Raw genomic sequence first — 21,423 nt, 5'->3', positions numbered from 1 at the left:
GTAATCCCCCCTTTTTTCAATTTTAATCTTTTTATTCTTTCTAATTTTTTAATAATAAATAGTTCCTCTTCATTAATTTAATTCCTACATTTTTTTATAATAAAAATCTTACTAAATACTAATTTTACCTTTATTTTCAACTTTTTCAATAAACCCTAGCGAAATTTTAAATCCATCACTCGTAAGTTCCATAAACATTTTAGATGTATCAATATATTTTCTGCTTTTATTCACAAAATAAACAAATTTTCCAAAATTATTCAAACTTCCATATACTGTAAAATGAATATATTTAAGCCTATACCCATTTCTTTCCCATACATTTTCAGACTTTGAAATTTCCTTCATTTTCAGTCCGCTATCGTGTGAAAATACATAAATCATCTTCTTAAATTCCGATTCATTTTTTATGGATAAAAACGACAATTTATCTGTAATTGCCATTATTTCGTTATATTCTCCCATAATTTTACTTCTTTCGGCATTTTTACTTTCCACCACATTCACAATTTTATTTTCCAGATTTCTTTTATTTTCAATTAAAATTTTTCTATTATTCAAAATTTCCTTATATTTCCCATACTTTTTATTAATACTTACCAGCATAAAAACAATTCCAACTACAAATATTATCATCTTAAAATTTAATTTTATCATTTTTCTCTTCCTATTTTTTTAATTTTGAAATGGCTCAATCACATATTCAAAAACTGTTGCCGTGTCATTATCCTTCAAATATCCCAATTCAGAATTTGGATACCTTCTCAAAATATTATTCTCAAGTCTCTCAAAATTGTTAAAATTTTCCATTTCCCCCTGCACAATCCATTTTGCCTTTTCATAATTAATTTTTGTATAATCAATCCCATTCTTACTATTTTCAATTAAAAATTTTATAACTGAATAATACTCCCGCCTTTTTATCCCGCCATCAATATCACGAAGAGTCGCAAGTTCCTTTGAATAATCAGGAATTTCTTCAGCCTTTCTTTTCAAATAATCCTTTTCCAGCGACTTTATCTCCCTCTGGATAACTTCATTTTCCACAGTTTTTTTCTGAAGCGGAATCGAATTATAAATCAAGAAGTATGCAAATATAAGAATTCCAGCAATAACAACATCCAAAACTTTTATATTTTTTACACTTTCCTTATCAAAAATAGCCATTCTCTTTATAAAATCAAGACTATTTGAAAGTTCTTCTCCTGCAAATATAACTTTTACATCATTTTCTTCATCTCCAACAACTACCATATCTCCAAAATCAAAATTTTCAACATCGTCCACATCTTCAATTTTCAGTTCAATTTTTTCAACCTCAACAATTTTCTCATCCTCAATTAAAATCCTAAGACTATTTTCTTCTCCCAACTGCAAAATTTCAATCTTACCATTTTCATTCTCTAAATTATTACTATTTTCCAAAAATTCTTCATTTATATCAATTTCCTTTATTTCACCAAAATTTCTATTAATTTTTCTATTCTCAAGAATTTCTATTTCTTGAACCTCTTCAACATCTCTATTTTCAAAAACTTCAACTTCTTGAATCTCTTCAACATCTCCAATTACATTCTGAAAATTCTCTTTATTCTCAAAATTTTTATTCTGATTCGTTTCAAAATTTCCATCTTTATAATAATTATAGACAGCCTCAAAATCTATCTTCAATTCAGAAATTACTGCCGAATACTTTTTCAAGCAATTTTTTATCCTAACAATTTCCCTTTTATCTAAATAAATATCTAAAAACTGATTTTCCAAATGATTTATAACCATTTTTCTTTTTACAAAATTAATTTTTTTCTTAAAAACTTCTGAAATATCTTCAAATTTTAGAGATTTTTTCTCCGAATCTTCAATATTATTTTCTCTTTTACCAGTTTCTTCCATATTTCTATCAAAATTATCAAACAAAAAATATGAATAATGCAAAATCACAGCCAATTTCACATTTTTTTCAATATTATTTTCCTCAAAAAACGACTCCAAAGCCATTTCCAATTCCTGATTTTCAAAAAAATATATTTCATCATTAAAAAATATATAGATTTTATTTTTACTTCTTATATATATTTTTATTTTTTCTTCCATCACTCCCCTTTACTATTTTAATTATTAATTATATTTATATATTCATAAATTTTTAAACAATATAATGTTTTTTTATACTTTTTTAAAAGAAAATTTTCTCCTTTCCATTATTATTATTTTAATTTTATAATTTTTTAAATTCTATAATTTTATCTGAAACTATCGAATATAATTTTATAAAAATTCTGATTCCACAACTCTCATCTCTACTTCCAGCGGACTTACTCTCTTAAATACAATTTTTTCACAAAACAAAATCTCTTCATCTAGAATTTTCCTTGCAAAAATAACTTTTAACTCACCATAAACCTTATTTTCCTCAAGCGGCAGCGAATATTCATTATCACTTTCATCACTTATAGACTTAATCCTGTAATTTCCAATACTTTCAATATCTTTTCCTAAAAATATCAAGTTTTTCAATTCAGCATTTTGTCCATCTTTTTTCAAAACACTGTCAAAATATCGCTCTTTTTTCTCTAATAAAACCAAATTCCCATCAAAATTAATCCCATTTTTCAAGATTCTTTCTATATTTTGATTTTCCTTTTGAATCAAAAACTTTTTTTCTATCTTAGTTTCCTTATGGCTTTTTAAAAATATCATATCCTTCTTCTGTTGCACATAATAGACAAAATTAATTGAAAATGCTGAAATTATTGATAAAATTACTAAAACATAAACTAAACTTGCCCCTTTATTTCTTTTTTTATTTTTTACTCCTTTATTATTTAAATTTGACTTTTCTCTATCCAATCTTTTATTTCTTATTTCATCAAAATATTTATTTTTCATTACCCAAAACCTCAATTTATACTGAATACCATTATTTGATAACGTAAACTTAACTTCTTGATAAAAAAATCCGTTATTTATAGAAATCATATTAAATTTTTACAACTCTGACATCTTCATTTTTATTTTCTTTCAATCGAATAATTAACAATTCTCCCACTTTTTCAAACTTTGCTTCATCAAATTTTCCAATTTCCACTTTACTTCCAAATTTTCCTAAATTTTCAGCATCTGAAACAAAAAGTTTTCCTTTTTCATATTCAATTTTATAAAAAATTTCATTCAATTTAAAAACTATCAAATTTTCCCTGATAAAAATATCATTATTTTCCTTCTCGTAAGAAAATTTCCGAATATCCCTATTTTTTATATCCAAAACAATCTTATCCATTGAAAAATACATTTTCTCATACATTTTCTGATTATTCTTCTTAGCCTTTTCCACAATAACTATCCGCTTTAAAAATACAGAAATTACAAACACGAGCACAGAAAATATAGACATACTTATCAATATTTCTACCAGCAAATATCCATCTTTTCTACTTTTTATTTTTCCAATCATTTTCCTCCTTAATTTTTATCATTTTTAAAAGTTTATATAATCTCATCAATACAGCATTTTTCAACTTTAATTTTCATATTTTTACCATTTATCGTTTAGGAAGCTTGACTTCTTGTTACTACAAATACTATTTAACTAATTTTTAAAGATTTCACTTTTTATCTATTAAATGTATTTATACTAAACCCCATTTGAATAACAAATACATTGTAAATCTTTTTAGCAGATTAAACCTGATATTATATTCGCTTTTTAAACAGGGGATAGTATTAGATACTTACAGAAATCTATAAAATCCAATTAATACAAAAATTTTAAACTTTTATTTTTATAATTAACTATTTTTATCAAAATCAGGAAAATAATAATCCTTTATTTTATCAACTTTTATTTCAAAAATATATTCCTTTTTTCCAGACTCATTTATAAAATACTCATCTGTTCTTTTTATCTCCACATTTATTTTCTCTTCTTGTGTTTTTCCTTTTTTATCCTTCCTCCCTTCCAAATTTTTTAAAATTTGATATTTTTTTTCAACTGCAAATCTATTATAAAAATCATCCACTTCTGAAATCTCATATTTCCCATTAAAATTCAGTATTTCTTCATATTTTTTTGCCTTTATTATTTCAATCATATTTTCAATATTCACATTTTTTTTATTCAAATCATCCACTTTCACATCTGTCTGAAATGTTTTCAAAAATAAATTTGCAATTGGAATGATAGCAACTGTAACAAAAAACATCGAAATAAGACTTTCAATTAACGTTTCTCCCCTATTTTTTACCATATTTTCACCAACTTTTATTTATTAAAATTTCAAAAATAATATAACTTGCAACAATAAATGGTGCAAATGGTATATATTCATACTTCTTCCATTTTTTCAAAAATAAAAATAAAGAAGCAATAACTCCTGAAAAAATATACAAAATCATATAAAAATTCAATATTTTCTCTATTCCAAAATATTCCAAAAGTCCACCAATCCCCATCATTAGCTTCACATCCCCAAAGCCTATCAACGTTTTTCTAAAATAATCTTCTAAAATATAAAGCACTATCATTGGCATTGAATAGGCACAAATTCCCAAATAATACTTTTCTAAATTATCGTTTTGAATTGCGGCTATTAATCCTAAAATAATTAAAATAACAACACTCTCTTCAGGAATTATCCTCTTTTTTATATCAACCCAAATTATTCTAAAAAAAATACAATATTTAACAACTTCGATTATACTATTTATTATTTCAAATTTCATTATTTTCTAATTTCTTCCCCCGCAAATGCCTTACTTCCCGCAGCAACTTTAGCAAAAACCTCTCCATCCTGATAAACTATATTTCCTTCAATATTTCCAATTTTAAATTTTCCGCTGCTATCCAGTCCAATCCCAAGTTTATTTAGATTTCCATGCTCTGTCAAAATATCCTGCAAATTTTTAGGTGAATTTCCTCCATGATCAATACTCCAAGAAGTTGTAGTATTATTAAGCTCTGCAACTGCTCCAATAACCTTACTTCTATTAGCCTTATTCAAATATTTCCCCACTTGAGGCACAGCAATTGCTGATATTATTGTAATAATTGCCACTACCAGAATCACTTCCACAAGTGTAAATCCCTTTTCACGATCTCGTAACTCTTTATCTTCCTCCTTTCTTTTCGTCTTTTCAATTTTGTTTTTCACATTTTTCATATCCTTATTCACAACTACCCACCTCTTTTATTAATATTTATTTAATTATTTATACTATATTTTTAAATAAATGTCAACAAAAAATTAATTTTTTTTTAAAATTATTAAAAACTTTAAGTTTTGATTTTAAAAAAAAAGACTATACTTAAAAATTCTCTTTTTAAGTCAGTCTTTTTTAAATTTACATTATAAATAAAAATTATAAACTTTCTACATTTTCAATATTTATAACTTCAATTTCTTTATTAATTTTTTTAATTAATCCAGCTAATACTTTTCCTGGTCCAATTTCATAAATCTTTGTAACTCCATTTTCAGACAGTCTATTTATTGTGTCAACCCATTTTACTGGACCAAATGTTTGATTGTACAATTCACGTTTTATTTCTTCAGCAGAGGCTAAAATGTTTGCTGTAGTATTTGCAATAATTGGAGTTGTTGGATCACTCCAAGTATAATTTTCAAATTCTTTTTTTAAAGTTTCGGCAACAGGCTTCATCAATGATGAATGGAAAGGTCCTGAAACTGCTAGTGGCAATGCTCTTCTTGCACCTTTTGCCTTAAATAATTCAAGATTTTTTTCAATTACTTCTTTTTCTCCAGCAATAACAGTTTGCTTTGGTTCGTTATAATTTACTGCTTCTACAGTTCCATCAATTTCATTGCAGATATTTTCAATATCTGCTGCACTAAGTCCCAATATTGCAGCCATCCCACCACTAATATTAGCATTGCTCATTATTTCCCCTCTTTTTGAAATTAATTTTAATGTATCAATTTCATTCAAAACTCCAGCAGCATATAATGAACTGTATTCTCCTAAACTGTGTCCAGCCACAAAATCTGCATTCATTCCCTTTTTCTTTAATAATTTTGTTAAGATAACTGAAAATAGTGCAATTGCAGGCTGTGCATATTTTGTATTTTTTAACTCTTCATCAGTTCCTTCAAAAATAACTTTTTTCACATCTTCATTATTTTCAAAAATCTTATCAATTAATTTTTTATTTTCATCATTTACCTCATCATATAACTTTTTTCCCATTCCAGCATACTGTGTTCCCTGTCCTGGAAATACAAAAGCAATTTTTGACATATAAACTCTCCTTTTAATTCTTTGTTTTTTAATACTCAAAAACTTTTTTCAAAATTAAAAAAACTATTTTTTTATTTCTTCAGCATCAACTACTTCTTCTTTTGACTCTTTAGTATTTTTATTACTAAATTTAGTTAATTTTTCTTTATCAACAGTTTCTTTTATACCGAGTCCAATAACAGCTAGTCCAAAAATCAATGGAACTATGAATAATGGTAAACCTTCCCAAACATAACTAGTAATATACAAATATACTCCTATACCAAGAAAAATCCATCCATGTTTTTTCTTTTTAACTAAGAAATAAGCTCCTACAAGAATCATAACTACTTGATAATTTACAATGTACTTCATAATATCTTCAGGTATAAATTTAAATAAACTTAAAACTACAATTACCAATCCCCAAAATATTTTTGAATTCATAATTTTTCCTCCTTAATATTTAAAAATTTTATTTTTTACATACAGAAATTTTTATTTAAGTTACTATTTATAGTTTTAGACTAACAAATTACTCGGTATTTTATTTTTTTATTTTGATAAAAATTCAAAATGTCTTTAATTTATAATATTTTATTATAATTCTAAATTTATAGAGTAAATCTAATATATTTAATTTTAAATATTCTCTATTACATTATACTCTAAAATTTTTAAAATTACAAGTTTTGACAATTTTTTAATTGTATGTTTATAACAAATCAATAATTTTTATAAATTATTATTTTGAAATTTCAACCATAATCGAACCATAAGTAAGCCCTCCACCAAATCCAGTAGCAACAAACTTATCTCCCTTTTTAAGTTTTCCTTCCTTTATTGCTTCATCAAGTGCTATTGGAATTGAACCCGCCGAAGTATTTCCATATTTATTCAAATTTACAAAAAATTTATCTAACGGCTGTTTAAATCTTTTTGCAATTGACTCAATAATTCTAATATTTGCTTGATGCGGAATAAACAAATCAATATCATCTGCAGTAATTCCTGCTTGCTCTAGCACATTTTCGACTGTTTCTGGAAATACTCTTACTGCAAATTTAAATATTTCTCTTCCATTCATTTTCAAATAAATATCCTTATTTTCAATCTTTTCTTTTGATATAGGTTCTTTAGTTCCTCCTGCAGGCACTAAAAGTTCACTTGCTCCAGAACCGTCAGCCACAAGATGGCTTGCCAAATATCCTCCATTTTCCACTTCTCCAAGTACAACAGCTCCTGCACCATCTCCAAATAGGATGCAAGTTCCCCTATCTGTCCAGTCAACTACTCTTGACATTGTTTCTGCCCCAATAACAAGCACTTTTTTATAAAGTCCAGCCGCAATAAAGCTATGTCCAGATGAATAGGCATAAACAAATCCTGTACAAGCTGCACCTAAATCAAATGCAGCAGCATTTATTCCCAATTTATCTTGAACTAATGCCGCAGTTGACGGTGTTCCGTAATCTGGAGTCATTGTTGCAACAATGATCAAATCAATTTCATTCTTATCTATTCCTGCATCTTCAATCGCCTTTTCTGCTGCCCTAAATGCCAAATCAGATGTAGCTTCATTTTCATCTGCAATTCTTCTTTCCTTGATACCAGTTCTAACTGTTATCCATTCATCATTTGTATCCACAATCCCTGCCAAATCATCATTTGTCATTATCTTTTCAGGCACATAAGATCCTGTTCCTAAAATCCCAACTTTCATATCTCACCTCAGATTTATTTTTATTTTTCCCATTTATATTTCTTTTCTTTTGCATAATTTTACACTTTTCAAATTTAAAATTATTCTACTAAAGTCTATCACAAAAAACTTAAAAATACAACTGCAAAACACCAAAATTATCAAACTAAAAAAGTTAAAAAAAAAGCAAGACATAAATCCTGCTTTGAAAAACTATTCGGCTTCCGTAGCTTCATTAGCTATTACTTGTCTACCTCTGTAAACTCCTGTTTCCAAGTTTAATCTGTGTGGTCTTCTTATTGATCCATCAGCTTCTACGACGATGTTTGGAGCTTTGATTGAATCGTGTGATCTTCTCATATTTCTTTTCGCTTTAGAGGTTCTTTTCTTAGGTACTGCCATTATTTATCGACTCCTTTCTAATTTTTATATCTTTAATATTTTAATTTAATATTGTAAAAACAATTATAGAAAATCATAATTTTTTACACTTATACAAACTATTATAATAAATCTAAAGCCATTTGTCAAGGCTTTAATCTATTTTTTACATTTATTCATAAAACTTTTTACTATTTTGGCAGATCTTACTACATTTTATTATGCAATTTATGTTACAAAAAAATTATTTTTATTTTATTAAATTCTAAATACATATAGTTGCCAAACAGGTCTATTGTTTAAATTTCTTGTTTTTTTCCACTCTTTGAGAGAAGAAATTCCGATGCTTATAACTACAAATACTACTGTTAGTCAATTTTTACCTCTTTTACTTTCATAGCCACTTAATTTTTTTCAATAATAATTTTATAATTTTTCTCAGTATTAAACTCAAGATTTTTTATTTTTTCAGCGATTTCATCTGTCATTGTTTCATTTCCAATAACTAAAACAACAAAGTTTTCATTATTATTTGCATCTATCAGTTTCCCAATTTTAACTCCACTAATGCTATTTGAAAAATTTTTATACAAAACGTTTTCAACAGTTTTTAAATCACTTTCCAAAATTGCCTGATCTTCATTTTTACTTGGTAATGCAATGCTTTCTGTATTTTCTTTTGTTTTTTCTTCATTTAAATATTTTGATAAGTCCTGTGCTGTCAAATATTTTTCATTTGATAACTGCTGTATTTTTAATTTGTAGTTTTTCAATTTATATTTTTCCAGTTTTTTTTCTAATTTTTCAATATCCTGTTTTTTAAAAGCCTCTCCTACAATTTTTAAAGTAACAGTTTTATCTTTTTTATTAACAGAATTATCAAAAACATAATGATTATTTAATTCCTTTGAAATAAATTTTTTTAATGAATTTTCAGTTGCTGTATCCTGAACCAAAGTTGCCGCTGTATATATACTTGGAACAATTACAATTAAACTTCCTATATAAAATATTATTTGCTTTTTTATTGAAATTTTATGTCCTGCTTCAAAAATATTTCCAGAATATATTATCAAACCAACTAATGTTGCCATCATTATAAAAAATACATTTATTATAAATAAATATCCTGCTCCAAGAAAAATTTTGGGATTCCCATGAGCAATTCCAAATCCTACTACACATAAAGGCGGCATTAATGCAGTTGCAATTGCTACTCCAGGAACAACATTTCCGCCATCTTCCTCCGCTTTTCCAATTACTCCTGCAATTCCACCAAAAATTGCAATTAATACATCCCATAAAGTTGGAGAAGTTCGAGCTAATATTTGCGGAGTCGCTTCATTTATAGGGCTTACTAAAAAATAAAAAGTGGAACTTATCACACTTATTAATATAAAAATTCCCAGCCTAAAAAGCGACACATAGACTCTTTTTAAATTTCCATTTGACAGTCCCAATCCTATTGATTGAATTGGTGACATTAATGGTGAAATCAGCATAGCTCCAATAATTACAGCAACAGAATTTGTATTTAAACCTATCGAAGCAATAATCATTGCACAAATAAGAATAAACATCGTTTCCTTTGTAAAATCAGAATCTTCAATAATATTTCGTTTTAAAATTTTATATTTCTCATGTTTTATTTTTTCTATCATTTTACTATATCTCCTTTATATTTTTATATTATAGTCATTTGTAAAAGTCTAAAAATACGATAAGTACAGTTTTTTTATTCCAACAAACTTAATCATCTTCATAAACAGGCTCAATATGAATTAATACCCTCTTTATATTTTTATATTTATGCTTAATTTTTTTTGAAATCCTATTTGTAACTTCATGTGCCTCTTCAATAGTCTTATTTTTATCCATCCTTACATCTGCAAACACATAAATATCCTTTCCAGAAGTAGTCATTCTAAAGTCATGTGCATTTTCAATTTCCTTAAACTGCAATATTTCAGAACGTATTTTCTCAATTAATTCATTGTCTTGCGAATCCAGCAATATTAATGAATTTTCCTTTATCAGCTCATAACCGCTTTTTATAATATAAATTGACACGATAAATCCTACAATTGTATCAAATACTGGATGAATTCTTGATAAAAATAATCCTACTAAAACAGAAGTTGAAATTACAATATCTGTGTTATAATCTGCAAGCAGTGAATTTATTAATGAATTATTATATTTTTTTGCTCTTTTCTTCATAAAAGACAACTGAAATATTTTTATTAATATTGCCAAAATCGTTACAACTATTGGAATAACTGTAATATTTAAATTATTTTCACTACTAAGAGATATCAACTTTGAAAAATTATCTTTTATCAGCTCAAAAGCCGTTATCATTATAAATGTCCCTATTATCACACTAAAAACTGACTCTATCTTCCCATGTCCAAAAGGATGTTCCTTATCTTCAGGATTACTTCCAACTTTTAATCCCACAATAACCAACACATTCGTAATCAGATCTGAAAGTGAATTTAATCCGTCTGAAAGTAGCGACATGCTGAAAAAAATCTTTCCAGCCACAATCTTTAAAAAAGCTAAAATAATATTTACACAAATTGCAAATTTTGAAATAAAAAGCATATTTTCTTCCTGCTTTTTTCTTTCTCTCAAATTATTCAATATATATCCGTCTTGTGTTCTTATAAACCGATGTTTTTCAAGAAAATTATTCATTTTTTTATGATTAGTTATAATTAGTGAACCAAAATTTTTATTTGTAAGCCAATTAATTATATGTTTCAAAAAAAACGTCCCATATCCATTATTTCTCAATTTCGGTAAAATAAATATTTTTTTCAGTTCTGCAATATCATTTAAAGAAAGAACTGCATAACCATATAAATCTTCTTCATTATATAAAAAATATATATCCTCCTTTTCCTTATCAAAAGAAAATTTCGGATCTATCTCCAATATATCTATTAAAATTTTATTAATATTCTCTTTTCTATCCCATTCCACTACTTTCATTGTGAAACCTCCATTCATAGCTAAAGAAATCAAAATAAACAAGTTTAAGATTTTAAAATAATTACTCAAATAAAAATAAAAAGTCATACATCAAACTCTCGAAAACGTTCTACCATCCGTTTCTTAAGTCAAAAGCTCAAAAACAGCTACCCTATAAACCTAAAGAAATCAACTTAGTGCTGCTTCGTTCCCGACCTGACACATTTCGCTAACTCTCTACAATATAGGACTATTTTCTCAACACTTTTGAAATAAGACGTTGACACTAAAACTTCCCTCAAATTTGACATCACCTCTACTAAAGCGGGTTGTAGATACAGGGCACCGCTAACTCCCCGGCTAGTATGACTTAGTTAGTATATCACTTTTTTTCAAAATTGTCAACATTATAAAAAATTATTTTTTTTATTTTATGTACACTTCCTGTTTTAATGCCTTCTGTAATATCTGCGAAAAATTTAAATTTTTTATTAAATAAATTATTTCTCAAAACTCAAAAGCTCCATCAATTCCTTCTCATCCATTTCAAAAATCTCTTTTGAATCCTTATTATTATTTCCATTATTTTTACCTAAAATATTTTCACTCAAAGCCCGCTTATTCTCCTGAATTTTTATTATTTTTTCCTCAATTGTTCCTTCAGTTATAAGCTTAATAACTTGAACACTCCTTTTCTGACCAATTCTGTGGGCTCTATCGCTCGCCTGATTTTCCACAGCAAAATTCCACCACGGATCATAGTGAATTACAACATCTGCTCCAACTAGATTTAATCCTGTTCCGCCAGCCTTCAGGGAAATTAAGACAACTTGCCCTTCGCCTGAATTGAATTTTTTAGAAATTTCCATTCTTTCTTTGGACTTTACACTTCCATCAATGTAAAAATATTCTACTTTTTCTTTTTCCAATTCTTCCTTTATTTCTTCCAATGTTCCTAAAAATTGTGAAAAAATAATCATTCTATGACCATTTTCTAAAATATCTGGTATCATTTCCCTCAATAATTCAATTTTAGCAACTTCACCAGTATAATTCTCATCAAATAATTGTGGAGAATTGCAAATTTGCCGTAATTTTGTCAAAATTGCCAGAACTTTTAGGTTGTTATTTTCCTCCTTGTCAAATCCCCTAAGCTCCTTCTTCGCCCTTTTAACATAAGCCATATACAGCTTTTTCTGCTCTTTGCTCAATTCTACAATCATATTATTTTCAACTTTTTCAGGCAATTCTGTTAGCACTTCATCTTTTGTTCTTCGCAGAATAAATGGAGAAACTATATTTTTCAAATTAAATATTTTTTTTGAATCTGGATTATTTAATGAATTTTTATATTTTTTTCTAAATTTTGTTATGTTATCAAGATAACCAGGCAAAATAAAGTCAAAAATCGACCAAAGTTCCATAATGCTGTTTTCAATTGGAGTTCCTGTCAAAGCAAAGTTTACAGTGCTTTTTAACTTACTTGTCGCTTTTTTTACAAGAGAAGATACATTTTTTATATTTTGCGCTTCATCCAATATTGCCACATCAAATTTCTTATTGTTATAATTTTTCACATCATTTCTAAAAGTTTGATAAGTCGTTATCAAAATTCCTCTTTCAGTTTTTTCAATTAATTCTTTCCTTGTTTCAGCATTTCCTTCTACAAGAATCGGCTTTATATCCGAAAATTTATAAAACTCCTCCTTCCAGTTATGTAAAAGCGAAGTCGGAACAATAATTATCCCAAGCAAATCTTCATTTTCTAACTGAATTTCCGAAATAAGCGAAATCGCCTGCAAAGTTTTCCCAAGTCCCATATCATCTGCCAAAATTCCACCAAATCCAATATCATACATATTTTTAAGCCAATTAAACCCAATTTGCTGATATGGAAATAATTTTACCTTTATATTTGAAGGCTCTTTATTTTCACGTTTTTTTATTTTCTGAAAAAGCTGCTTAAATTCTTCAATTTCATTCAATTCCTTGTTAATACTGCTAGAAACCTGTGCCAGCTGCAATGCCTTTATTTTAGAAATTTTATTTTCACCAATTTTCAAATCGTTCATTGCATCAACGATTCCAACCATTTCTTCAGTGCTCCTATTGGCAATTTTCACAAGTTCACCGCTTGACAATGTCACAAATTTCTCTTCATTTCTTACTGATTCCAGAACTGTTTCAACATCCTTCTCATCAATTCCCTCAATATTGAAATTTACACTAAAAAGTTCATTTCCTACAGATCTTATATTAATATCCACGCCAATTTTACGAACTTTTTTTATTTTATCACTTACATTAATATTCACTTTTTCTGAATATTTTTCATCAATAATATCAGCCATTGCTGAAAATTCATTTCTATCAATCACTAGTACAATGTCATCTGATTTTAACTGCTTTTCTCTAAACCCAATATAAATTTTATACTCTAAATCAATAATCTGAGCACTTGCATATTTTTGAAAATCTTCAGAAATTTCCCTTTGAAGTTTTTTATTTTTTTTAGGAATAAAATATTCGTCATCTGTCCTAATACTTTCCTCAATGCAGGAAATCGTTACTTGAAGTTTATTTTTTCCATTGCCTTCCTCTACAAAAATATTTACTGCTCCGTACTTTTCTGTAACCTTAGCAATTGGAATTTCGTATTTTGAAAGAACTTCTTTTATTTCATCAAACAGCTTTCCTGATATTTCATTCAGATATTCTGTCCCCTTTCTAGTTCCATCTGTAAGAGTATTCATTATTTCCCACTCTGCATCACTCATTTTATGAAATTTTTCAATATTTGACACACCATTTTTTAAGGTAAAATAACGACTTGTTGATGATAAAACTGTAAAGTTTCTTATAATTATTTTTTTATTTCCATTCTTATCTTCTTGAAATGCAAATATTGGCTCGTATTCTCCAGTCACATAAATTGTCTTACTGCCAGATCTTATTGTCTTTTTATTTTCTATGGCTGAAAATATCTGTTCTGCCAGCATTGGATTCATTATTTCACCTTGTGGCTTTCCATAATAATAATAACTATTATTATTAAAATTCATTCCAAATTCATTTTTTTTCTTAAAATAGTTGCCAAGGTTTTTTATCACTTTTTTATCTATTTCATTAAAATAATGCAAATTTGGATTATAAATATTTTTTTGAGTAATTTCATAAAACTGCTCATTTTCTACTGAATAAATAAAATATTCTAACTCCTTTATATAATTTAAACTTTTTTCTCCTGCCTTTACTCTCAATGTTGATAATGTAGATGATAACTGCTCTATTTCAAGTGCCAGCTTATACTCGTTTTTTTCTGAATCTGGAATCTTAGTTTTATCAATTCTTTTTTTTAATTTTTCCAGCTTTTCCCTAAACTCTTTAATTTCTTTTTCTTCAATCTTCTCATAAGTATTTTCTTCTTTTTTTCCTAAAATCTTTTCAGCTTCTCTAAGAATTTCATCATACACTTCATTTTCTGAAATTTTTATACGATTACTGCTATTTTTATCTTCTTTTTCTCTTTTAAATTCTCTATTTTCCTTAAAATAAATATTTCCAGCCTTAACTTCAACATCTGCAGCCATCCCAGTTGCAATAATATGCTTGCAAGGCTTTTTTGTATCTTTAAAGTTAGGACAGTCACAACCATATATAATTCTATTATCTGGCTTTCCATCTTCATAAAAATAAGTTATATTAACATTGTAGGCATTTCTATAATTTCCATCAACTTGTGATTCTACCACTATTTTATCATCTTTTTTCATAAACAACATTAATTTTACTTTTTGCTTATTAAAATACTCAACTCCCCTATTCACAATAGACAAAGCAGTTAATTTTCTCAATCTGTCAAATATTCCTTCCAACTTTTACTTTCCTTTCAAAAAATATTCTCAATTCACACTAAATATTATCTTACCAAAGAATTTTCATTTTTTCAACAAAAAAAACAGCAAAACCGAAATTTTGCCGTAATTTAAAATATTTTATTAAGTTTGAACAAATAGTTTTCCATCTTTTATAAACATATTTTTTACTTTAACTTTTTTGTCATCATCATAAGTATAAACCTCATTAGTTTCCAAGTAATTTGAAACAAGCGCCTTCAGTGATTTTGCCATGACTGAATCATCTATTTTATTACCTTTTTCATCAGTAATTTTAGTAACGTCTAAATCTACCAGATACAATTTATTTGTTTTTGGATCAAATTTTACTTGACTGTTTAAAAATATCGAACCTTTCGCTTTTCCTGCCAAAAGTGAAACATCATACTCAGCTGAAAAATAAAGTCTATCTCCTGCAAAACTAATTACAGGACTTTTGAGCCCAACTTTTCCCAACAAGAAATTCTTTTCAATCGGAAACTTTTTATTTAATTCTTTTGTAATCATAGAATCAGGCACTCTCAACGTTTTATTCGCCAAAAGATCGCAAGATACTATTCCAAATGCTATTACAAGCATAAATAATACTATTTTTAAAAATAAATTTTTATTTTTCATTACCAATCTCATTCTCCTTTTCTTCTTTTTACAATTAGTTTTAAAAGTCCATTAATACAATATTTTTAAACTTTTATAACTAAATCTACTTTAACTAATCATACAAAATATTATTTATTATTTCATATTTTTAAAATTAGTTTTATCTTTTAACCCCAAAATTTTATTTTATTTACTGACCATTTGCTAAAATTTACTGTTATCACTTGCTACAAAATTCCATCAATAATCTTTTTTCAAATATTTTTTCAAAAATTTTCCTGTCCAAGATTTTTTATTTTTAGCAATTTCCTCAGGCGTTCCTTCTGCAATAATCTGTCCACCTTTGTAACCACCTTCAGGCCCTATATCGATAATGTGGTCCGCAACCTTAATTACATCCAGATTATGCTCAATTACTAAGACTGTATTCCCTTTATCAACCAATCTGTTTAACACTTCTAATAATTTTCTGATATCTTCAAAGTGAAGCCCTGTCGTAGGTTCGTCCAAAATGTAAATAGTTTTTCCTCTTGACATTTTTGATAATTCAGTTGCAAGTTTTATACGTTGAGCTTCCCCTCCTGAAAGAGTTGTCGCAGGTTGTCCTAATTGAATGTAATTCATTCCTACATCCATCAATGTTTGCAATTTTCTCTCAAGTGATGGAATATTTTTAAAAAATTCGTATGCTTCTTCAACTGTCATTTCTAGCACATCTGCGATACTTTTTCCTTTGTACTGAACTTCTAATGTTTCTCGATTGTATCGTTTTCCTTTACAAACTTCACATTCCACATAAACATCTGGTAAGAAATTCATTTCAATTTTATTAATTCCAGCACCGCTACACGCTTCACATCGTCCACCTTTTACATTAAATGAAAATCTTCCTTTCGAATATCCACGCACTTTCGCATCGTTTGTCTGTGAAAATAAATCACGAATATCATCAAAAATTTTAGTATATGTCGCAGTATTTGATCTTGGAGTTCTCCCAATCGGCGACTGGTCAATGTCAATCACTTTTTCCAAGTTTTCAAGCCCATCGATTCCACCATTTTCAAGTGGATACAATTTCCCTTTATTTAGCCTGTTGTGAAGCTCCGGAAACAATGTCTGATTAATCAATGTCGACTTCCCACTTCCTGAAACCCCCGTTACAACCGTTAAAACTTCAAGTGGAATATGTGCTGTCACATTTTTCAAATTATTTCCTTTTGCATTTTTCAAAACAATTTCTTTAGTCGCTTTTCTTCTTTTTTCAGGCACTTCAATTTTAATTTTTCCGTTCAAATATTGTGCTGTCAATGATTTTTTGTTTCTCATAACTTGTTTTGGCGTTCCTTGTGCTACAACCTTTCCTCCATTAATTCCAGCACCTGGACCTATGTCAATTAAATAATCCGCTTCTCTCATCGTATCCTCATCATGCTCTACAACTATCAAGCTATTCCCGATGTCACGCAAATCCTTCAAAGTCGCAAGTAACTTGTCATTATCCCGCTGATGAAGTCCAATACTCGGCTCATCAAGCACATAAATCACGCCAGTAAGCCTACTTCCAATTTGAGTCGCAAGTCTAATTCTCTGCGATTCCCCACCAGACAGCGTTTTCGTCATTCTAGCAAGACTCAAGTAATCAAGCCCAACATTTATCATAAATTTTAGCCGTTCTTTTATTTCCTTCAAAATTTCAGCTGCAATCTGCATTTGTTTTTCCGTAAGCTGAATTTTTTCATAAAAATCAAGTGCATCAACAACACTCACTTCAGTCAAGTCAATAATACTCTTATCATTAACCGTTATCGCCAGTACAACATCTTTAAGCCGTTTCCCGTGACAAGTTTTACAAGTTCTCTCTGTCATATATTTGGCTTCCATCTCTTCCTTTGCCGACTCCGAAGCAGTTTCTCTATATCGACGCTCAATACCATTCACAATTCCCTCAAAATCCCTATTTCCATTATAACTAAAACTATCTCCGCTCCAAGAAAACTTAAATTTCTTATTACTTCCATAAAAAATTATATCCTTCTCTTTTCGAGTCAATTCAGACACCTTTTTATCCAAGTCGATTTTATGTGCCTTAGCCATCGCTATGAATAAATCCCAGTTCCAACCCTTTTTAGTCGTCGCTCCTGGAAAAATTATCCCACCTTCATTAATCGACAAATTCTCATCAACAATTAATTTATTTTCGTCAACTTCCAATCTTGAACCAAGCCCATTACAAACTTCACAAGCTCCATAAGGTGCATTAAACGAAAAAAGTCTTGGCACGACATCTGGAAACATAACATCTGGATGTTCTGGACAAGAAAAATTCTCACTAAATTTGTTATCTTCTCCATTAATATTCACAATTATTTTCCCATCAGAAAGCTCGCTCGCAGTTTCAATCGCCTCCGTCAATCGACTCAAAAATTCCTTATTATCCGCCTTAAACACAACCCTATCAACAACAACTTCAATATGATGCCTTTTATTCTTATCCAAAACAATTTCATCACTCAAATCAAGAATATCGCCATTCACTCGAACTCTTTGAAACCCTCTTTTCTGCAAATTCAAAAACAAATTTTTATGAGTCCCCTTTTTATCAATCACAACTGGCGACAAAATTATCATTTTATCCTTTTCTTTCCTAGAACTCATCAAATTATCGACAATTTCCTGAATCGACTGTTTTTCCACTTTTCTATGACAAATCGGACAATGTGCCTCTCCAATATGTGCCCACAAAAGCCTCATATAGTCATAAATTTCAGTAGTTGTACCAACAGTCGAACGAGGATTTTTTGACACACTTTTCTGTTCAATCGAAATCGCAGGAGAAAGCCCTTCAATACTATCTAATTCTGGTTTCTTCATCTGTCCAATAAACATTCTCGCATAAGCCGACAAGCTCTCAACATACCTTCTCTGCCCTTCTGAATAAATCGTATCAAACGCAAGCGAAGACTTCCCACTTCCTGAAACCCCAGTAATTACAACCAGTTCATTCTTTGGAATCTCAATATCAATATTTTGTAAATTATGCTCTCTAGCTCCAGTAATCTTTATTTTGTTGTCTTTCATTTTCTTCAATGTTCCTCTCTCCTAAAATTTCCCTCAATAAACCAATTCCATTTTATTTTTTTATTTTAAATTTAAATTTTTACTTTTAAAGTTTATGAAATAATTAATAAGTATTTTCTATAGTATTTAAATTTTTCTTTATTTATTTTAGTTAGTTTACTTTTTATAATTAAATTAAAATTGTCGTGATTTTTTTGGAATGAAAATGATTGTTTGAGCGAAGTTTTACGTAGCGAGTTTCATTTTTATTTCAAAAAAATGCTTAGACGAGCCGGGTTTGCAAAGGGGATGGCGACTGTTCCCCTTTGCTTTATAAAAAAGAAAAAACATATAAATTACAGAAAAAACATTCATTAATAACCACTATTTTATAAACTTTAAAATAAATTTTTTACTGTTTTAAAGATAAAAAAGCCTGTTTCACAAATTTTTTTTACAATCTATGAAACAGATTTTTTCAATTATTATTTTAATCTAAATATTTTTTATATTCATTTGTTAATTCTAATATTCTTTGTTGTATTAAATTAATCTGTTCTCTTGTTTCAGATTTTTCTCTAACGCATAGATTATACCAATTTCTATACATTCCATAATTTCTCATTTCTTCATCTGAATATTTTATCCATATTTCTTGAGAATTAATTAACTTTTGCTTCAATTTAGAGTGATGCCTTCCATTTTTATTAAATTTCTGAATTAATTTATTATATATTTCATTCATTTTTCCTTGTTCATTTTCCAGTATTTTTAAATGTTCATTATCATTTTCCCCACACGCACTAAAAAATTTGACTGTTTTTATTTCCAAATCCTTTGAAAAAGAAACTAAAGAAAATACCACAAATATAAAAATTATTTTTCTCATATTAAATATTCCTTTTATGTTTTTATTCTTTTATTGCTCTTGTCGCCACAAAACTTGCAATATTAAGTTCATGCAACCTTCCAAATCCATTTGTATCATCATAAATATCTGTTAATCTAAATCCAGCTTTCAACTGTCCACCTATCTGTTCTGATATTGTATGGGAAAATTGAATTCCACAGTCCTGTTCTTCCAGCTGTGTTCTTTGCTCTTCATTGACTAATGGGTTGAATGGAAGACTATTGATGATTTTTTCTTCCTTTTCATCTACAGTATAATTTGTCCCAATATCCAGGCCACACAATAAAATTCCACCTTTTTTCAAGATTCGGTAACATTCTTTAAATACTGGCTCAACTTTTTCAATATAGCAGTTGCTTACTGGATGAAAAATTATGTCAAAACTGTTATCTGCAAATGGCAATTTTTTTGTCATATCGGCTTTGATAATTTCTATTTCATATTTTTCACGTTCTGCAACCATTTTTTCAGCTTCCAGCTGTTTATCTGAATAATCCAAAACAGTACAGTTTGCCCCTAAAGCACTAAATATAGGCATTTGCTGTCCACCACCAGAAGCCAGTCCTAATATTTTTTTATCTTTTATATTTCCAAACCACTCGTGTGGTACAGGATTTGTTGGTGTTAGGAGAACATTCCAATTACCATTCTTAGCATTTAAATAAGTTTCATGGCTAATTGGCTGTCCCCATTCCCAGCCTTCTTCAACCCATCGGTCAATTGTTTCTGCATTTATTTCTTGATAAGATTTTATCATTTTTATTCCTCTTTTAAATCATTTAATTTTATTTTTCATACGGCAATCCCGAAGCCTTCGGCGCTTTCGATTTTCCTACAAATCCAACTAATGCCAACAAAGTCAAAATATATGGTATCATTGTCAAAAATTGCTGAGATATTGGAAGTCCTATTGTTTTGGAAACGTCGGCAAATGCTTGTCCAAAAGCGAATAATAGACTTGCCAAGATTGCTCCTAGCGGATTCCATTTTCCAAAGATCATTGCAGCCATTGCGATATATCCACGTCCTGCTGACATGTTATTTGAAAAGGCTGGGAGTAGGACTGCTGTAAGATAAGCTCCTCCCAGTCCTCCCAATGCTCCTGATATAAGTACGCTTATATATCTTGTTTTGTAAACGCTTATTCCTACCGTGTCGGCTGCTAGCGGATGTTCTCCAACTGAACGGATTCTTAAACCTAAAACTGTTTTATATAAGAAGAAATACATTGCGATTGCGATTCCGTAGATTACAATTATCATTAATGGACGGTTTGCCAATGATTTTGCTAATGGAGTATTTCCAGCTGTTTTGTAAATGGCTTTTATTAGGTATGATGTTGTTGCTGCTGCGAATAGATTAATTGCAACTCCGCTTATAATTTGATTTCCTTTCAGGTTAATACTGATTACTGCGTGAATTAGTGAAATTAAGATTCCTACTATTACTCCAAAAATTATCCCTAAATATGGATTTCCTGTGGCAATATTGACAACTGCCGTTGCAAATGCTGAACTCAGCATAATTCCTTCTAGTCCAATATTAATGACTCCACTTTTTTCAGAAATACACGCTCCTACGGCTGTTATAAGAATTGGAGGTGCTATTACTATTGTTTGCTGTATTAAATCGAATATTTGCTTTATAATCATTTTAATTTTCCTTTC

19 protein-coding genes and 1 other RNA gene are annotated in these 21,423 nt (G+C 28.6%); all 20 read right to left on the bottom strand.

What is annotated here, in order from left to right; translation table 11 throughout:
* Positions 1–111 precede the first annotated feature (111 nt).
* The gene (locus FVE73_RS03030) at positions 112–657 is read right to left on the bottom strand and encodes a hypothetical protein (protein ID WP_018499819.1); all 546 of its coding nucleotides are present in this window, start codon (positions 655–657) and stop codon (positions 112–114) included.
* An 18-nt stretch (positions 658–675) separates the two neighbouring features.
* Positions 676–2,094 carry a cell division FtsX domain-containing protein gene (locus FVE73_RS03025; protein WP_018499820.1) on the bottom strand — a complete coding sequence of 473 codons (1,419 nt, stop codon included), beginning with the start codon at positions 2,092–2,094 and terminating at the stop codon, positions 676–678.
* 174 nt (positions 2,095–2,268) lie between these two features.
* Positions 2,269–2,889 (bottom strand): hypothetical protein, encoded by a 621-nt coding sequence (locus FVE73_RS03020; RefSeq protein ID WP_018499821.1) that lies wholly within the window; start codon positions 2,887–2,889, stop codon positions 2,269–2,271.
* A gap of 91 nt (positions 2,890–2,980) precedes the next feature.
* Positions 2,981–3,454 carry a hypothetical protein gene (locus FVE73_RS03015; protein ID WP_018499822.1) on the bottom strand — a complete coding sequence of 158 codons (474 nt, stop codon included), beginning with the start codon at positions 3,452–3,454 and terminating at the stop codon, positions 2,981–2,983.
* Between the two features lie 334 nt (positions 3,455–3,788).
* Positions 3,789–4,247 (bottom strand): type IV pilus modification PilV family protein, encoded by a 459-nt coding sequence (locus FVE73_RS03010; protein WP_018499823.1) that lies wholly within the window; start codon positions 4,245–4,247, stop codon positions 3,789–3,791.
* A gap of 4 nt (positions 4,248–4,251) precedes the next feature.
* Positions 4,252–4,722, bottom strand: a complete 471-nt coding sequence (locus FVE73_RS03005; RefSeq protein ID WP_018499824.1) for a prepilin peptidase — start codon at positions 4,720–4,722, stop codon at positions 4,252–4,254.
* Complete coding sequence (locus tag FVE73_RS03000; RefSeq protein WP_018499825.1) at positions 4,722–5,171, bottom strand: prepilin-type N-terminal cleavage/methylation domain-containing protein; 450 nt, start codon at positions 5,169–5,171, stop codon at positions 4,722–4,724. Before FVE73_RS03000 ends, FVE73_RS03005 begins: the two co-directional genes overlap by 1 nt.
* A 187-nt stretch (positions 5,172–5,358) precedes the next feature.
* Positions 5,359–6,255 carry an ACP S-malonyltransferase gene (gene fabD, locus FVE73_RS02995; RefSeq protein WP_018499826.1) on the bottom strand — a complete coding sequence of 299 codons (897 nt, stop codon included), beginning with the start codon at positions 6,253–6,255 and terminating at the stop codon, positions 5,359–5,361.
* Positions 6,256–6,318: 63 nt separating this feature from the next.
* Entirely contained in the window at positions 6,319–6,681 is a 363-nt protein-coding gene (locus FVE73_RS02990) for a hypothetical protein (protein ID WP_018499827.1), read from the bottom strand.
* Positions 6,682–6,979: 298 nt separating this feature from the next.
* Complete coding sequence (locus tag FVE73_RS02985) at positions 6,980–7,957, bottom strand: beta-ketoacyl-ACP synthase III (RefSeq protein ID WP_018499828.1); 978 nt, start codon at positions 7,955–7,957, stop codon at positions 6,980–6,982.
* A gap of 192 nt (positions 7,958–8,149) precedes the next feature.
* Positions 8,150–8,338, bottom strand: a complete 189-nt coding sequence (gene rpmF / locus FVE73_RS02980; protein ID WP_018499829.1) for a 50S ribosomal protein L32 — start codon at positions 8,336–8,338, stop codon at positions 8,150–8,152.
* Positions 8,339–8,721: 383 nt separating this feature from the next.
* The gene (locus tag FVE73_RS02975; RefSeq protein WP_018499830.1) at positions 8,722–9,978 is read right to left on the bottom strand and encodes a TIGR00341 family protein; all 1,257 of its coding nucleotides are present in this window, start codon (positions 9,976–9,978) and stop codon (positions 8,722–8,724) included.
* 88 nt (positions 9,979–10,066) lie between these two features.
* Positions 10,067–11,314, bottom strand: a complete 1,248-nt coding sequence (locus FVE73_RS02970; RefSeq protein ID WP_018499831.1) for a GNAT family N-acetyltransferase — start codon at positions 11,312–11,314, stop codon at positions 10,067–10,069.
* Positions 11,315–11,397: 83 nt separating this feature from the next.
* An RNA gene (gene ffs, locus FVE73_RS02965) (signal recognition particle sRNA large type) lies at positions 11,398–11,662 on the bottom strand.
* A 131-nt stretch (positions 11,663–11,793) separates the two neighbouring features.
* Complete coding sequence (locus tag FVE73_RS02960) at positions 11,794–15,168, bottom strand: DEAD/DEAH box helicase (protein WP_018499833.1); 3,375 nt, start codon at positions 15,166–15,168, stop codon at positions 11,794–11,796.
* Positions 15,169–15,291: 123 nt separating this feature from the next.
* Positions 15,292–15,807: a DUF1439 domain-containing protein gene (locus FVE73_RS02955; protein ID WP_018499834.1), complete on the bottom strand. Its 516-nt coding sequence runs from the start codon at positions 15,805–15,807 to the stop codon at positions 15,292–15,294.
* Between the two features lie 222 nt (positions 15,808–16,029).
* Positions 16,030–18,867 carry an excinuclease ABC subunit UvrA gene (gene uvrA / locus FVE73_RS02950; RefSeq protein WP_026239137.1) on the bottom strand — a complete coding sequence of 946 codons (2,838 nt, stop codon included), beginning with the start codon at positions 18,865–18,867 and terminating at the stop codon, positions 16,030–16,032.
* A gap of 469 nt (positions 18,868–19,336) precedes the next feature.
* On the bottom strand, positions 19,337–19,735 hold the full coding sequence (locus tag FVE73_RS02945) for a lysozyme inhibitor LprI family protein (protein WP_018499836.1): 399 nt from the start codon (positions 19,733–19,735) through the stop codon (positions 19,337–19,339).
* Between the two features lie 22 nt (positions 19,736–19,757).
* On the bottom strand, positions 19,758–20,513 hold the full coding sequence (locus tag FVE73_RS02940; protein WP_018499837.1) for a class I SAM-dependent methyltransferase: 756 nt from the start codon (positions 20,511–20,513) through the stop codon (positions 19,758–19,760).
* 28 nt (positions 20,514–20,541) lie between these two features.
* Entirely contained in the window at positions 20,542–21,408 is an 867-nt protein-coding gene (locus FVE73_RS02935) for an ABC transporter permease (RefSeq protein ID WP_018499838.1), read from the bottom strand.
* Between the last annotated feature and the right edge of the window lie 15 nt (positions 21,409–21,423).

Source organism: Leptotrichia wadei (assembly GCF_007990545.2).
Lineage (GTDB): Bacteria > Fusobacteriota > Fusobacteriia > Fusobacteriales > Leptotrichiaceae > Leptotrichia > Leptotrichia wadei.
Note: the sequence above shows the minus strand (reverse complement) of the source record. Positions and strands in the feature narration are given on the sequence as shown.

Bases quoted from the DNA above. Each gene is read 5' to 3' on its own strand.
- FVE73_RS03030 (WP_018499819.1), bottom strand. From the start codon at position 657: ATGATAAAATTAAATTTTAAGATGATAATATTTGTAGTTGGAATTGTT.
- FVE73_RS03025 (WP_018499820.1), bottom strand. From the start codon at position 2,094: ATGGAAGAAAAAATAAAAATATATATAAGAAGTAAAAATAAAATCTAT.
- FVE73_RS03020 (WP_018499821.1), bottom strand. From the start codon at position 2,889: ATGAAAAATAAATATTTTGATGAAATAAGAAATAAAAGATTGGATAGA.
- FVE73_RS03015 (WP_018499822.1), bottom strand. From the start codon at position 3,454: ATGATTGGAAAAATAAAAAGTAGAAAAGATGGATATTTGCTGGTAGAA.
- FVE73_RS03010 (WP_018499823.1), bottom strand. From the start codon at position 4,247: ATGGTAAAAAATAGGGGAGAAACGTTAATTGAAAGTCTTATTTCGATG.
- FVE73_RS03005 (WP_018499824.1), bottom strand. From the start codon at position 4,722: ATGAAATTTGAAATAATAAATAGTATAATCGAAGTTGTTAAATATTGT.
- fabD (WP_018499826.1), bottom strand. From the start codon at position 6,255: ATGTCAAAAATTGCTTTTGTATTTCCAGGACAGGGAACACAGTATGCT.
- FVE73_RS02990 (WP_018499827.1), bottom strand. From the start codon at position 6,681: ATGAATTCAAAAATATTTTGGGGATTGGTAATTGTAGTTTTAAGTTTA.
- FVE73_RS02985 (WP_018499828.1), bottom strand. From the start codon at position 7,957: ATGAAAGTTGGGATTTTAGGAACAGGATCTTATGTGCCTGAAAAGATA.
- rpmF (WP_018499829.1), bottom strand. From the start codon at position 8,338: ATGGCAGTACCTAAGAAAAGAACCTCTAAAGCGAAAAGAAATATGAGA.
- FVE73_RS02975 (WP_018499830.1), bottom strand. From the start codon at position 9,978: ATGATAGAAAAAATAAAACATGAGAAATATAAAATTTTAAAACGAAAT.
- FVE73_RS02970 (WP_018499831.1), bottom strand. From the start codon at position 11,314: ATGAAAGTAGTGGAATGGGATAGAAAAGAGAATATTAATAAAATTTTA.
- FVE73_RS02955 (WP_018499834.1), bottom strand. From the start codon at position 15,807: ATGAAAAATAAAAATTTATTTTTAAAAATAGTATTATTTATGCTTGTA.
- uvrA (WP_026239137.1), bottom strand. From the start codon at position 18,867: ATGAAAGACAACAAAATAAAGATTACTGGAGCTAGAGAGCATAATTTA.
- FVE73_RS02945 (WP_018499836.1), bottom strand. From the start codon at position 19,735: ATGAGAAAAATAATTTTTATATTTGTGGTATTTTCTTTAGTTTCTTTT.
- FVE73_RS02940 (WP_018499837.1), bottom strand. From the start codon at position 20,513: ATGATAAAATCTTATCAAGAAATAAATGCAGAAACAATTGACCGATGG.
- FVE73_RS02935 (WP_018499838.1), bottom strand. From the start codon at position 21,408: ATGATTATAAAGCAAATATTCGATTTAATACAGCAAACAATAGTAATA.